This window comes from Streptomyces sp. HUAS 31 (genome assembly GCF_028198125.1).
Taxonomy (GTDB): domain Bacteria; phylum Actinomycetota; class Actinomycetes; order Streptomycetales; family Streptomycetaceae; genus Streptomyces; species Streptomyces chartreusis.
This window is the reverse complement of record NZ_CP116353.1, coordinates 7200413-7214709: the sequence shown is the minus strand read 5'-3', so window position 1 is coordinate 7214709 and position 14297 is coordinate 7200413. Positions and strand designations below refer to the sequence as shown.

General features: G+C 71.5%; 12 protein-coding genes. 7 read left to right on the top strand and 5 right to left on the bottom strand.

What is annotated here, in order from left to right; translation table 11 throughout:
- Positions 1-198 precede the first annotated feature (198 nt).
- The 3 genes from PGH47_RS32130 to PGH47_RS32120 all read right to left on the bottom strand — a co-directional run bounded on the left by PGH47_RS32130 (position 199) and on the right by PGH47_RS32120 (position 3946).
- A complete protein-coding gene (locus PGH47_RS32130; protein ID WP_271666275.1) occupies positions 199-1620 on the bottom strand; it encodes a flavin monoamine oxidase family protein in 1422 nt (473 codons plus the stop codon).
- Between the two features lie 173 nt (positions 1621-1793).
- Positions 1794-2681 (bottom strand): NAD(P)-dependent oxidoreductase, encoded by an 888-nt coding sequence (locus tag PGH47_RS32125; RefSeq protein WP_271666274.1) that lies wholly within the window; start codon positions 2679-2681, stop codon positions 1794-1796.
- Positions 2682-2770: 89 nt separating this feature from the next.
- The gene (locus tag PGH47_RS32120; protein WP_271666273.1) at positions 2771-3946 is read right to left on the bottom strand and encodes an acyl-CoA dehydrogenase family protein; all 1176 of its coding nucleotides are present in this window, start codon (positions 3944-3946) and stop codon (positions 2771-2773) included.
- Positions 3947-4193: 247 nt separating this feature from the next.
- On the opposite strand from PGH47_RS32120, the gene PGH47_RS32115 reads away from it, so the two are divergent.
- The 5 genes from PGH47_RS32115 (at position 4194) to PGH47_RS32095 (ending at position 8682) form a co-directional block, all read left to right on the top strand.
- Positions 4194-4781 (top strand): maleylpyruvate isomerase N-terminal domain-containing protein, encoded by a 588-nt coding sequence (locus PGH47_RS32115; protein WP_271666272.1) that lies wholly within the window; start codon positions 4194-4196, stop codon positions 4779-4781.
- A 262-nt stretch (positions 4782-5043) separates the two neighbouring features.
- Positions 5044-5424, top strand: a complete 381-nt coding sequence (locus PGH47_RS32110) for a YybH family protein (RefSeq protein ID WP_126901679.1) — start codon at positions 5044-5046, stop codon at positions 5422-5424.
- Positions 5425-5532: 108 nt separating this feature from the next.
- The gene (locus tag PGH47_RS32105) at positions 5533-6951 is read left to right on the top strand and encodes a flavin monoamine oxidase family protein (protein WP_271666271.1); all 1419 of its coding nucleotides are present in this window, start codon (positions 5533-5535) and stop codon (positions 6949-6951) included.
- 50 nt (positions 6952-7001) lie between these two features.
- Positions 7002-7430, top strand: a complete 429-nt coding sequence (locus PGH47_RS32100; RefSeq protein ID WP_107907552.1) for a YybH family protein — start codon at positions 7002-7004, stop codon at positions 7428-7430.
- A gap of 76 nt (positions 7431-7506) precedes the next feature.
- The gene (locus PGH47_RS32095; protein WP_271666270.1) at positions 7507-8682 is read left to right on the top strand and encodes an acyl-CoA dehydrogenase family protein; all 1176 of its coding nucleotides are present in this window, start codon (positions 7507-7509) and stop codon (positions 8680-8682) included.
- A 105-nt stretch (positions 8683-8787) separates the two neighbouring features.
- Here PGH47_RS32095 and PGH47_RS32090 read toward each other — a convergent pair whose 3' ends face one another.
- A complete protein-coding gene (locus tag PGH47_RS32090; RefSeq protein WP_125525130.1) occupies positions 8788-9333 on the bottom strand; it encodes a flavin reductase family protein in 546 nt (181 codons plus the stop codon).
- Between the two features lie 188 nt (positions 9334-9521).
- On the opposite strand from PGH47_RS32090, the gene PGH47_RS32085 reads away from it, so the two are divergent.
- Together PGH47_RS32085 and PGH47_RS32080 are read left to right on the top strand one after the other, a co-directional pair.
- Positions 9522-11123 carry an aspartate aminotransferase family protein gene (locus PGH47_RS32085; protein ID WP_271666269.1) on the top strand — a complete coding sequence of 534 codons (1602 nt, stop codon included), beginning with the start codon at positions 9522-9524 and terminating at the stop codon, positions 11121-11123.
- 192 nt (positions 11124-11315) lie between these two features.
- Positions 11316-13643 carry a BTAD domain-containing putative transcriptional regulator gene (locus tag PGH47_RS32080; protein WP_271666268.1) on the top strand — a complete coding sequence of 776 codons (2328 nt, stop codon included), beginning with the start codon at positions 11316-11318 and terminating at the stop codon, positions 13641-13643.
- 51 nt (positions 13644-13694) lie between these two features.
- Here the strand turns inward: PGH47_RS32080 and PGH47_RS32075 are convergent, their stop codons facing one another.
- Complete coding sequence (locus tag PGH47_RS32075) at positions 13695-14273, bottom strand: hypothetical protein (RefSeq protein ID WP_271666267.1); 579 nt, start codon at positions 14271-14273, stop codon at positions 13695-13697.
- Between the last annotated feature and the right edge of the window lie 24 nt (positions 14274-14297).

Sequence of the window (14297 nt, the reverse complement as noted above, 5' to 3'; positions counted from 1 at the left end):
ACCGCAAGACTGCTGAGTGGGGGAATGTTCGGACCGATCGTAGGCAGGGGGGTCTCTCCCCCTCCTCAGTGTCCGGCCTCGCTCCGGTAATTCGGTACGGACAAAGGAGGTCTGGAATAAGAGAAGACGCCATGACCGGGCGGTGGACGGGGACCGCACTCCCCGTTTCCCACCGCCCGGTCATGGCGCTGCCGTCGGTCAGCCGGCGAGGGCGGCGGCCTGTTCCGCGGCACGGAAGCCGGACTCCAGCGCGCCTTCGACGAAGGCGCCGTTCCAGCCGCTCGCTATGTCTCCGCCCGCGAACACGACACGGCCGAACGGCTGCTGGATGTCCGGCAGCTGACGCAGGAGCTGCCCCGGCCGGCGCAGGCCCCAGCCGCCGCGCGCGTAGGGGTCCTTGTGCCATTCCTTCGCCCGGTACTCGACGACCCTGGCCTCCGGCAGCAGCCCGCGGACCGCGGCGCGCACCGCCTGCGGGTCGGACACGTCGAGGGCGGGGCCGGTGAAGGCGACGAAGACACGGCCGTCGGGCAGTTCCTTCTGCGGGATCAGCAGCAGGATCGGGGCGCCCTCGGGTGCCTGGGCGGACACCGCCTCCGAGGTGCCCCGCACCCGCAGCCACAGCTTGGTGGCGTGCGGGACGCCGAGGCCCTCGCGGGCGGCGTCGGCGTGCACCTTGGGCAGGCCCGGTTCGAAGGCGATCGTGGACCACATGTTGACGGGCGTGGCGAGCACGACGACCGGCGCCTCGTGGACCCTGCCGCCGCGGACCTCGACCTGGGTGCGGCCACCGCGCTCCCGGATCGCGGTGACCGGCGAGTTGAGGCTGACGGTCGCCCCGGACTCGTGCAGCATCCGCTCCAGGATGGCGATCATGCCGCCCTGGGGAATCTCGCTCATCACCGACAGGAACTTGTCGTAGGTGCCGCCGGCGAGCTGGTACCACTGGGCGAGCCCGGTGAGGGAGCCGGTGCGGTTACCGCCGGCGAATACCGAGGTGGCGCCGCTGACCCAGTCGTGGTCGACGCCGGTCAGGCCGAGCTGGGCGATGCGGTCGGCGAGCGACAGGCGGTCCACGGACGCCAGCAGATCACCCCGGTGCAGCGGCTCGTAGGGCCGCTCGAAGTACTGCTCGGAGCCGGCGTAGAAGTCCGCGAAGAGGCTGTTGAGGCGGGCGCCCGCCTCCTGCGGGGTGTGGCTGGCGTAGCCGCCGGGGCCGGGCATGACCATGCGGGTGGCGTGCACGTCCTCAGTGGTGGTCAGCGAGTAGCGCCGCAGCTCGCGGGCCACGAGGTCCTGGCCGGGGCCGAACCAGCCGCCGCCGAGTTCGATGTGCTGTCCGGCCAGCGTGCCGGGCTCGATACGGCCGCCGATCCGGCCGCGCGCCTCCAGCACCAGGACCCTCATGCCGCGGGCGCCCAGCTCCCGGGCGACGGTGCCGCCCGCGTACCCGGCGCCGACGACGATCGCATCGTAGGGCCTGCCCTCGGCCGCGGCGGAGGACGTCGTCGCCGTGACGGCGCCCGCGGTGAGCGCGGTGGCGCCCGCTGCTTTGAGGAGCGTTCTTCGGGTGACGCCTGCGGTGGCGCGAGGTGTCGTGCTGTCGCCGTTCTCGGTCATGGAACACCTTTCGCGAGGAGCGGGAATTACTGGACGGAAAGCGCACGGAATCGGCGGCCGAAATGAAGGGCGATTTCCCGGCGCCGGTTTTCGGGCATGTGGAAGGGGCCGGTTCCGACGGGGGATTCAGAACCGGCCCCTTCGTCAGGGGGTGAAGCGAATACCGGACCCGGTCACTTCTGCGGGCGGCGGTACGCCTTCACGACACTGGCGTAGCTGTTCTTGGCGTGGCCCTGGGCGATGATGCCCTCCATCAGCGCCTCGGAGTACTTGGGCAGTTCGGTGTCGACGCCGAGCGCCTCGCTCTCCTCGACGAGGTGCTTGAGCGCGCCGAGATGCGTCTCCAGGGTGGCGTCGTTGGCCGGGAACTTTCCGTCGCCGGCGTCGATCTGCGCGGCGTAGTCGGCCGTGAACATCTTGATGGCGTCGAGCCACATGTGCGCCCAGGGCAGGAACTCCTGCGCCTTCACGTCGCCGGTCTCCACGATGGCGACGCCGTGCAGGAAGCTGTTGAGGGCGCCCCACATCAGGCCGAGCAGCGACACGTCGAACAGGGCCGGCTTGCCGTGGTCGGTGCCGAGGTAGGTGGTGCCGCCGCCGAGGAGCTTCAGCACGGGCTCGTGGGCGTCGAAGACGGCCTGGTCGCCGGCGTAGAAGAGGACGGACGTCTCGGCGCCGATCCCGGGCGGGGTGATCATGATGGCGCCGTCGAGGTACTTGGCGCCGTTCTTCTCCGCCCACTCGGCGGTCTGCCGCGCCTGCTCGGAGGAGCCCGTGGTCAGGTTGACGACGGTCTTGCCGCGCAGGTCGTCGCCCAGCGAGCCGATGACGTCGTGGACCACGTCGTACGTCGACACGCACACGACCACGAGGTCGCTCGCGGCGACGGCGTCGGCGGGGCCGGCGGCGCGCACCGCGCCGTCCGCGACGAGGCCGTCGGCCTTGTCCGCCGAACGGTTCCACACGGTGGTGGCGTGACCGGCCTTCAGGAAGGCGGCGGCCAGGGCCTGCCCCATCAGGCCGAGGCCGAGCACCGACACCGAGGTGTGGTTGTCACCCATGAATCAGTTCCTCCAGTACGGAAGTGTTGTGCTGAACGGTCCGGCGCGCGGGGCGTGCCGGTGGAAAAGGGGGCTGTCCGGGCGTCGGCTCAGAGGAAGACGGTGCCGGGCTCCAGGCCGACCAGGACGCGGCCCTGGAGTTCGAGGTTGACGTCGGCGTTGGCGAGCGCGTGCAGGGCGAAGCCCTGGATGTCGCGGTTAAAGCGCTGGAGGTGGACGTCGCGCCGGATGACGGAGCCGCCGCTCGCGTTGTACAGGATTTCCACGGCCTCCTTGGCGAGCTGGGCGGCGAAGCCGGTCTGGCCGCGCACGATCGCCTTCTCGTCGTCGGTGGGCTGCTCGCCGGCGTCGGCGCGCTCCTGGAGGAGGGTGAGCCAGCGGGTCGACAGGGCCTCGGCGGCGTCGATCTTGTTGCGGGCGGTGGCGACCTGGATCTGGGTGAGCGGGTGCAGCTTCTGGTCGGTCCAGTCGGTGTACGTGATGCCGCGGCCCGGCAGCCGGTCGAGGAACAGTTCGTAGGCGCCGCGCGCGATGCCGATGAACACGGCGGCGCACTCGGCCATCACGAAGCTGAGCAGCCCGTAGTTGCGGCCGGTGGCGCCGGTGTTGGAGCGGTCGCCGGTCGCGCTGACCATGACCTCCTCGAAGGACACCGCGTGGTGGGCCGGCACGAAGACGTCCTCGGCGACCGCGGTGGCGCTGCCGGTGGCGGCGCCGGCGGAGACGTCCCAGTCGTCGACGACCTTGAGCTGGTCCATCGGGACGAGGGCCATGATCTCGCCCTCGGTGCCGTCGGGGTTGCGCACCATGGCGGCGGTGAAGTCCCAGTCGGCGCCCTTGCAGCCGGTGTTGAACTTCCAGGTGCCGTTGAGGAGGTAGCCGCCGTCGGTGGGAACCGCGACGCCGGTCGGCGCGAACGCGCTGGAGATCTTGACGGAGCCGGCCGCGAAGACCTCTTCCTGGGTGCGGTCGGGGTAGAGCGTCGCCGTCCAGGTGCTCGTGACCCACACCATGGTCACCCAGGCGGCGGCCGGGCAGCCGCGGCCGATCTCGGTGATGACCTTCGCCTGGTCGGCGAGCGGCAGGTCGAGTCCGCCGAAGCGGCGCGGCACGGCCATGCGGAACACGCCGGCCTTCTCCAGGAGTTCGATGCTCTCGTCCAGCAGCCAGCCGCGGTCCTCGGCGGCACGGCCGTTCTCGCGCAGCGCGGGGACGATGCTGTCCACGGCCTCCAGTACGGCTGCCAGGTCGTCGTTCGTAGCCATTTCCGGCTCCTCGATAGTGATGCGTACTGCCGGTCGGGAGGCGCGAGAACCCAGCGCTCTCCGGGCAGTTCAAAACCTTAACGAAAGGCTCGGGGAATTCAGTAAGAGTGCACTCATCGCCCGGTCATCACCGCCGTACCTCCGGTGGTCCGGCCGCAGATGCCGCACAATTACCGGGCAATTACCGGCCACTGACCGGAAAATGAGCGGACGGTGCCCGCGAGGCCGCATGTGGGAACATCCCCACATGACTCTTTCATGGCCCGAACTGGTACGAACGGCGGCCGAGGACACCACTTCGGCACTGGAAAAGGGAGCAGATCAGGACTGGCGCGGAAAAGCGGGTGATCTGGACTGGAGCTGTCGGGAAACGCTTTCGCACATCGCGCTCGGCGTCGTGGGTTATGCCGGGCTGCTCATCGCCCGCCCCGCCGACCGCTACATCACCCTGTTCTCCTCGATCGACGGGCACGCCCCCGTGCCGGCCGCGCTGGAGGGCATCCGGATCGCCGGCACGCTGCTGGCCGGCACCGTGCGTGACACGGAGCCGGACGCCCGGGCCTGGCACCCGTACGGGCACTCCGACGCGGCCGGGTTCGCGGCGATGGGCGTGCTCGAACTCGTCGTCCACGGACGGGACATCGCGCAGGCCGTGGGCGTGGAGTACACGCCCTCGGACGCGCTGGCGGCGCCCGTCGTCGAGCGGCTCTTCCCGGACGCGCCGGCCGGCCACTCCCCCGCCGAGACACTCCTGTGGTGCACGGGCCGCGCCTCCCTGCCGGGCCTGCCGCGTCGCGGTGCCTGGCGCTGGGACGGCCGGGTGCGCCAGGCGTAACCCTCCCCGCCCGACCGGATCACGTGCCGCCGGGGCGACTGGCAGACAGTCGCCCGCGGCGGCACTGTCATGTCCTGCCCCGAATCCGGGAGACCACGGTATTACCGCGGCGTGGCTGGAACGTTGAACTCACCCGAATAGTGTCGGCCACGGAATTGCACGAGCGCCCGCACCGACCGTGCATGCACCCATGTTGAACGTTCTTTCTCCGGAGCGTTCCTCCCAAACGTTCTCCAGCCAAGAAGGCAGGTCGATTTCCGCCATGTCCGAGCTCGTCGCGGAACTGGAAAACCACACCGCTCGTTACGTCGAGGCAGTCAACGCCGGGGACTTCGAGACGGTCGAGAAGTTCTACACGGCCGACGCCGTCGCCGTATGGGAACCGGGCAAGCCGCTGAGCGGCGACGAGCGCCGTAAGTACCAGCGGGAATTCCTGGAGGCGGGGCCGCGGATGGCCGCCAAGCCCCGGCAGGTCTTCGTGACCGGTGAGACCGCGCTGATGATCGTCGACTGGACGATCGACATCCCCGGTGCCGACGGCACGACCGAGCACCTCGAGGGCGTCGGGGTGGACGTGCTGACCCTCGGCGAGGACGGGGTGTGGCGCTACGCCATCGACGACCCGTACGGCCAGGCGAGCTGACCGGCGCGAGCGCCGCGGCACACAGATCCGAAAGCACCTTGGCTCATGAGTGACATGTCGGTTCCGCACGGCGGGCCCGCATCCAGTACACGGGGGACAGACCGCACCATGCACACCACCGGACCCACCAGTCGGCCGCGGCCTACGCGCCGCACCCTGCTCAAGGCGGCCGGGGCGGCAGCAGTCGCCACGCCCGCGCTCACCCAGGTCGCCTCGGCCGCCACCCGCGTCGCGGAGGCGGCGGACTGGGACGTCGTCGTCATCGGAGCGGGGTTCGCGGGCATCACCGCCGCCCGCGAACTGCGCGCCCGTGGCAAGCGGGTGCTCGTCCTGGAGGCCCGCGACCGCATCGGCGGCCGCACCTGGACGGACACCTACGGCGGCCAGCTGATCGAGCGCGGCGGGACCTGGGTCGAGCCGACCCAGCCCTATCTCGGCGCCGAACTCACCCGCTACTCCCTGGCGTTGGAGGAGGACGAGCCGATCTCGACCACCTGGCTGCCGACGCCCAGCGGGCCGCGGCAGTTCACGCCGGAGGACGGGTTCGGCCGGATCGGCACCATCTTCGACCGCATGTTCGACGGTTCGCGGACCTACTTCGAGCGGCCGTTCCAGCCTCTGCACCGGTCCGACCTGCTGCAGAACCTGGACAAGCTGACGCTGCGCGACCGTCTCACCGAGCTCGCCCTCACGCCCGAGGAGGAACTCCTCGTCAACGGGCAGACGGCGGTCTACGCCGGCGGGTCGAGCACGACCGGCGCGTTCACGATGTTCGCCCACTGGTGGGCGCTGGCCGGCCACACCAACCAGGGGTGGAACGACACCATGCGCTGGCGCATCGCCAAGGGCACCAAGGCCCTGCTCCAGGCGATGATCAACGAGGCCAAGCCGACGATCAAGCTCAGCTCGCCGGTCGCCTCGGTGAACGACACCGGTTCGGTCGCGTACGTCACCACCACCTCCGGCACCCGCTACAGCGCCAAGGCGGTCGTCGTCGCGATGCCCGTCAACGCCCTGAGCACGGTCAAGTTCACCCCGTCCCTGCCCGCGGCGCTCACCACCGCCACGACCCAGGGCATCGCCGTCGCCAACGCGGTCAAGCTGTGGATCCACGCCCGCAAGGGAGCCGGCCGGGTCTACGGCCAGGGCGCCGAGGGCGGTTCGCCGATCCCCATGCTGCTGCCGTTCAAGGAGACGAGCGAGGGCATGCTCTACGTCGCCTTCAGCACCGACCCGCGGCTCGACCCGACCAGTGTCACGCAGGTCAAGAAGGCCGTGCAGCAGCTCGGCGTGAACCTGGACATCATCGGACTCAAGGTGCACGACTGGGGCCGCGACCCCTACGCGCGCGGCGGCTGGGCCTTCCGCAAGCCGCGTCAGCTCACCACGCTCTACCCGGATGTCACCTTCACCAGCGGGCGGCTCTCGTTCGCCAGCGGTGACATAGCCAACGGCTGGAGCGGCTACATCGACGGCGCCATCGAGTCCGGTCTGCGTGCCGCGCGGCAGGCAGCGGGCGAGGAATGACCGCCGACGCATCACCCACCCACCATCCCCCGGAAGGGAAGCGCTCAGCCATGTCTGCCACCTCCTTCACCGTCCCGTTCGACCCGGAACGGCCCGACCTCACCTCCGACACCGACATCCAGAACGAGATCTTCATCCAGGTGTTCAACTCGGGTGACGGTGAGCTGTTCAACCGCCTCTACCTCGAGGACTCGGTGTCGAACTTCTCCGGCGAGCCCCTGACGGGCGCCGACCGGCTGAAGTTCTTCAAGGAGTTCCTGTCCGCCAAGCCGACCCTGAAGGCGAAGGTCACCCACTCGTACGTGGCCGGCGACGTCGCGCTGATCGGCGTCGAGTACTCCATCGACACCACCGGCCCGGACGGTGAACCCGTCCGCCTGGAGGGTGTCTGCACCGATGTGCTGCGCCGCATCGAGGACGGCCGCTGGCTGATGGCCATCGACCGCCCGGTGGCGGCGACCGGCCTCGTCGCCGACTAGCAGTCATGGGAGCCCCCCTGGTGCGCCAGGGGGGCTCCGCCGTGCCGGAACACCCACGATCGTCCGAGGAGAGACAGTGACCGAACAGGAAGAACTCGCGACCGTACTGGACGCCGTCCGCGAGGCCGTCCCCACGCTGCGTGCGAACGGCGTGGAGGCGGAGGAGCGGCGTTGGATACCCGAGGAGAACATCCGGCTGCTCGAGAAGGCGGGCGTGTTCCGCGCCTCGGTGCCCAGGGCCCACGGCGGGCTCGACCTCGGCGTGGCCGACCAGTTCAAGGTCATCGCCGAGGTCGCGAGCGGCTGCCCGTCCACCGGCTGGCTGACCATGGTGTGGCTCACCAGCACCTGGTGCGCCTCCCTCTACCCGGACCGGGCGCAGGAGGAGGTCTTCGCGGGCGGCAGCACCCGCGTGTCCATAGTCTTCGCCCCCACCGGCACCCTCACGCCCGTCGACGGCGGCTACCGTCTGACCGGCACCTGGCACTACAACTCCGGTGTCCGGGGGGCCGACTGGGATCTGCTCGCCGCGATGGTGGAGCGCCCCGACGGCACCAGTGAGGAACTCGTCGCGCTCGTCCCGGTCGCCGAGCTGGAGGTCGCCGACGACTGGCACGTCAGCGCCGGGGCCGCCACCGGCAGCTGCTCGACCACGGCGCGGGACGTGTTCGTACCGGCCCACCGTGTGGTCTCCCTGGAGGAGGCCATGGTCAGCGCGACCGGCGACCGCTCCAACACCGGTGCCACCGGCCGCAACTACGGGCTCCTCGGCTATGTGCTCTCCGGCGTCGCCGCCGCGTTCACCGGCATCGCGCGCGGCGCCTACGAACTGTTCCTCGACCGGCTGCCGGGCCGCGGCATCACGTACACCGACTGGACCGACCAGAAGCTGCACCCGCTCACCCAGATCCAGGTCGCCACCGCCCGCAACAAGATCGACGCCGCCGAGGCGCTCGCGGACCTGTGGCTGGAGGTCCTCCAGCGCAGCGCCGACGCGGGCGAGCAGCCCACCGACGAGGAGAAGGCCGTGATCCGCGGCCGGACGGCGTACACGGCGCAGCTCGCCAAGGAGGCCGTGGAGCTGCTGTACACGGCGAGCGGCGGCTCGGTCATCCGGCGCGAGGTCGCCATGCAGCGCTTCCACCGCGACATCCAGGGCTTCGCGCTGCACGCCCTGGTCCAGCGCGACGCCAACCTGGAGGTCCAGGGACGCGTCCTGCTCGGCCTGGACCCGGGCACGTACTTCCTGTGACGGCCGGGCCTCCCGCACCCGCGGGAGGCATCGGCACACGACAGGGGCGGCACCACCGGTCTCCGGGTGGTGCCGCCCCTGTCGTGCCCGCCCGTACGGGGCGGATCAGGAGGCGGTGGCGGGCCTGCCGAAGCGGCCGTTGACGAACAGCAGCTCCTCGCCCGCGGCTCCCTGGCCCGTCGCCAGCACGGTGCCGATGAAGATGGTGTGGTCGCCGAAGGCGTGCGACTCGGTCAGCTCGCACTCCAGCCACGCCACCGAGTCGTCGAGGATCGGCGCCCCCGTGTGCTCGCCGGCACGCCAGTCCACCCGCTCGAACTGGGCGGCGCCCAGCGTGCGGCTCTTGTCGGCGAAGTGCCGGGCGACCGGCTCCTGGTGGGCGCCGAGTATGTTCACGGCGAAGCGGCCCGCCGCGGTGAGCGCGTCGTGCATGACCGCGCTGTGGCCGACGCTGCACAGCACCGCCGGGGGGTCGAGGGAGACCGAGCTGAAGGCGTTCGCCGTCATGGCGTGCAGGTGTTCGCCGCCCACGGTGAGGACCGTGACGCCGGTGGCGAAGCGGGACATCACCTCCCGCAGCCGGTCCGGCCGTACCGGTTCGTGACCGGAACGCACGGCAGCGTGATCGAGTTCGGCGGACGCGGAATTCATGCCACTCTCCGATGGGTCACACGGGACACGTCAGTGCCGTCCGCGGAAGAGCAGCCGGCGAAAATCAACGTAGTCGCGGCGTCTCGCGGTTCCTTCATGCCCGGGTAACCGGTGGGCCTCCTGTGACCGGACGAGACCGATGACCTTTCAATGACCGTACGTTTACTGCGTCATCGGACCCTGAGGGCATGACTGAGACCTCCGCCGCAGCCGCGGAACGCGAACTCGCCGAGCCCTATCTTCGCCAGGTACTCGACACCGCGGGCCTGGCCGTGGAATACGTGCGCGCCGCGGGAAACACCCTGTACGTGCTGGACGACGACGGGGCCGAGATCCCGGTCGTGGACTTCGCCGGCGGATACGGCTCGGTGCTGCTCGGCCACCATCACCCGGAGATCACCGAGTACGCCCGGCAGCTGCTCGCCGAACATACCCCCATCCACGCGCAGTTCTCGCGCCACCCCTACGCGAACCGGCTGGCCGCCGAACTGAACCGCATCATCGCGCGTGAACTCGCCGACGACGAGCCTTATTACGCCATCTTCGGCAACAGTGGCGCGGAATCGGTGGAAGCCGCCGTCAAACACGCCGAACTGGACCGGGGCATACGGATATCCGAACTGCTCGGCACCGTCGACGCCGAACTGGCCGCGGCACGCGCCGCCGCGGCGGACGGATCGGCCACCGTTCACGGGGAGGCGGCCGCCCGGCTCGGGGTCGCCCTGGCCGCCGACGACAACGATGCCGTACGCCTCCTGGAGGCGGCGATCAGGCAGCGCAACGAGGAGACCGCCGGTGCCCCGCCGCTGTTCCTCGCCCTGGAGGGCGGCTTCCACGGCAAGCTCGCCGGGAGTGTGCAGCTGACCCACAACGAGGGCTACCGGCTGCCCTTCAAGTCCCTCGCCGCGCAGGCCCGGTTCGTGCCGCAGGACAGCCCCGAGGACCTGGACGCCGTGTACGCGCGCGAGCGCCGGGTGCTGCTCGGCCTGAGCACGGACAACGGCAGGATCACCGTCACGGAGCACGAGTTCCCGGTGTTCTGCGCCTTCCTCGTCGAGCCCGTGCAGGGCGAGGGCGGAATCCGGGTGCTGTCCCGCGAATTCGCCCGGGCGATCCAGGAGTTCTGCGAGCGGATCGACTGCCCGGTCGTCGTGGACGAGATCCAGAGCGGAATGGGCCGTACCGGAACTCTGCTCGCCAGTTCCCGGATCGGGCTGCGCGGTGACTACTACACCCTCGCCAAGACGCTCGGCGGCGGCATCGCGAAGGCGTCCGTGATGCTGGTGCGCGAAAAGCGGTACCGGCGGGATTTCGAGATCGTGCACAGCTCGACCTTCGCCAAGGACAGCTTCTCCTGCCACATCGCGCTGAAGGTCCTCGAACTCCTGGAAAGGGACGGCGGAGCGGCGTACCGGCAGGCCGAGGAACGCGGGGCGGCGCTGCGCGCGAAACTCGACGCGCTGCGGGCAGAATTCCCCGACGTGGTGGCGGACGTGCGCGGGGACGGGCTGATGCAGGGCCTGGAATTCCACGACCAGTCCGACGCGTCGTCGCCGGAGCTGAGCCAGATCGCGCGGAGCGGCCTGTTCGGCTATTTCCTGGCGGGTCATCTGCTGCGCCGGCACCGGGTGCGGACGTTCCCGACGGCGAGTGCGGTCAAAACGTTGCGCTTCGAGCCCTCGATTTATGTCACAGACGACGAGCTGGGTCAGTTGTACGCCGGACTGCATGACGTGTGCACACTGTTGCGCAAGCAGGCCGGCGACGAACTCATAGGCGTCGGCCGCTGATCCACTCCTGGTGGGTCCGTCGCCTCCCCCCACCGGTGGACTCCCAGGGCAGTGCGGGCACGTGCGGCCGTGACCGGGCCCTGCGCGCCCGAGGCAGAACGGGAAGCGGAACGCGCCCTAGGCCCGTCGGGCGGGCGGGCACCGCTTCCCTGGGAACGCAGCACACTGGAGCGAGCGGAAGCGGGGGAGTTCATGCATTTCCGAATACTGGGTCCACTGGAAATAGAGAATCCGGACGGCCTGGTGGACCTGGGCGGGCACAGACAGCGCGCGGTGCTGGCGTATCTGCTCTTACAGGCGAACCAGGTGGTGTCCACCAGCCAGTTGCTGTCCGCCCTGTGGGCCGACGACGACGCGCCGATGACCGCGCGCAAGATCCTCCAGAACGCCGTGTGGAAGCTGCGCGGCGTGCTGTCGCGACCGCCCAGGGCCGAGCAGGGCCCCGAGCTGCTGACCCGGGCGCCCGGCTATCTGCTGCGCGTGCCCCAGCAGCGCGTCGACCTGCTCGACTACCAGCAGCGGGTGGTGACCGGGCGGGCCGCGCTGGCGGCCGGCGAGGTGGAGCGTGCCCGCCGGTCGCTCGGCGAGGCGCTGGCGCTGTGGCGCGGGCCCGTCCTGTCCGACCTGGTGGAGGAGGGCATCTGCTGGCCTGAGCTGACGGCGCTGCAGAACCGGCGGCTCGATGTCATGGAGGATCACTTCGAGGCCGCCCTCGCCTGCGGCCGGCACCAGTTGGTGCTGCCCGACATCGAGAGCCTGGTGGCCGCGGAACCGCTGCGGGAGCGCGCCTCGGGGCAGCTGATGGTGGCGCTGTACCGGTGCGGGCGGCAGGCGGAGGCGCTGGCGGTGTTCGGCCGGGTGCGCTCCGCGCTGGTGGACGGGCTCGGGCTGGAGCCGGGGCGCGAACTGCACCGGTTGCAGCAGGCGATCCTCACCCAGGACCCCACGCTGGAGGCACCCCGCACGGCGGGCACCCGGGAGCGGGCACACCTCGCCCCGGCGAACCGGGGTCCGGAGTCCCCGACGACCCGGATCTCCGATTCTCCGGCATCCCGGGCTCCGCGGTCCCTTGCCGTCCGGCCCGCCGATTCCCCGGCCGGGCCCGCCACGGTGCCGGCGTCCGCCCTGCCCGCGGCCACGGCTCCCGAGCCTTCCGCGTCCGCCGAACCGGTCACCACCCCCTCGGCACCGGTCGCACCCGCTGCCAGGATCCCCTCCCCCGCCGCGCACGAGTCCCGTACCGCCAGCGTGGTCATGCTGCGCTTCGGCCTCGGCGGGGAGCTGGGGCGGGTGCTGGCCGAGGACCGGGACCGCGTGCTCGACGTGCTGACGCAGATCGCCCGGGAGAAGACCGAACTGCACGGCGGCCGGGTGACGTCCGTGCTCGGGTCGACGGTCCTCGCCGTGTTCGCCGACGGCGCGGACCCGGCCGACATCGCCCAGCGCGCGGTCCGTACCGCCGCCGCAGTCCGTGACAGCCTCAGCGTCCCCACCGGCACGCTGACCCCGCCGCAGGCAGCCGTGCGCGGACTGACCGTACACGCGGCCGTGGCTTCCGGGGAGGCCCGGCTGCCGCGCCGGCCCTGCGCCGACTCGCCGTCACCCTGGGGCGGTGGCCGGCTCGTCGACACCTGCCGGACGATGCTCGACCATGTGCAGGCCGGGGAGATCCACGTCTGCGACGAGACCCGCCGGCACGGCGAGCGGGCGGCGGCGTTCCGGCGGGCCTGTGCCTCCGCTCTCGCCCCGTGGGAGCTGCACGCGCTGCACGACGAGGCCGCGGACCAGCCGTGGGGCGGGGCCGACGCCGGTGTCCACGTCAGCGAACTGGAGCTGATGCAGCACACGCTGCTGCACACCCGGCAGCGTTCGGCGGCGCACCTGATCACCCTCATCCAGGGCTCGGGCCGGGCCAGGACGCGTCTGCTCATGGAGTTCCAGCGGCGGGTCGAGGACAGCCACCGCGGACATGTGCGGGTGCTGGCCGGCACGGTCCCGCCGCCGCGCACCGGCGACCCGCTGGCGGTGCCGGCGGAGATCCTGGCCGCCTACTGCGGCATCGAGCCGGACGCCCCCGCGGCACACGCGACGGCGCGGCTGCGGGCCACGCTCGACGGCCTCGGCCCGGCCGACGGGGCGGACCTGTACGCGCCCCTGGCCCGGCTGCTGTCGCCCCGCCCGACGACGGTGGCGGAGGCGGGGACCGGTGAAGTGCTGCGGGCGTGGGGGAAGTTCCTGGCGCGGGCGGCACGCAAGCAGCCGCTGGTGCTGATCTGGGACGACCTCCAGCACGCCGACGACGCGCTGCTGGACGTGGTGGAGCGGCTGACGCAGACCCATGCCGGCGTGCCGCTGCTCAACGTCGTCGGCGCGGACTCCGGGCTGCCGGACCGGCGTCCGGGCTGGGCCACCGCGCACCCGCGCACGGTGACCCTGAGCCTGAGCCCGGAGGCCGGCGACGCCCTGGACCGGCTACTGGAGTCGCTGCTTCCGCCGCTGCGGGAGTCCGAGGTCGCCTGAGCGTCCCCGGCCCCCCCCCGGTGCCCGGAGCCTGAAGACACCCCGCCCCGACTACCGACGCCCACGCTCCTGCCGCTCCGCGGCTCCGCGGTCGCCTGAGCGGGTCCCGCTCGTGCCGGCCAGGCGGATGGCACGGGCGAGGGCTCCGAGGGCCCGGGGGACGTCCGGGGACCCGGCGGGCAGGACGTCCGCCGCCGATTCGACGAGCAGCGACCCCGCGACGGCCTCCCAGTGGGCGGCGTCGCCCGCGCGCGGCGGGCCCGCGAGCCCGGGTGGGCCGAGCACCCGCCGCGCCCAAGAGGTGATCCGGGTCCGCTCCGCGTTGCTGACGCCCGGTAAGGCCCGCAGCCCGGCGCGGAAGCGGGCCAGTATCTCCACGGCGTACTCGACGAGCAGGGCGTCCTGCCGGGCCGCGGCGGCGCCGGGCGGCCGGGCGGGACGCTCGGAGTCGGGCTGCGCCTGGCCGGCGTCCCGGGGGCTACGGGCCCGGCGCAGCCCGTCGTGCAGGGCCTCGGCGAACCGGGTGCCGACGAAGACGGCCAGCGGGGCGTCCATGTCGCCGGCGGCGGCGCGCACCGGCCGGGAGGTCTGCCGTACCGGGCGGCGGGTCTGTGGGGATGCGATGTCCATACGGACAGCACATCAAGTCCCGCA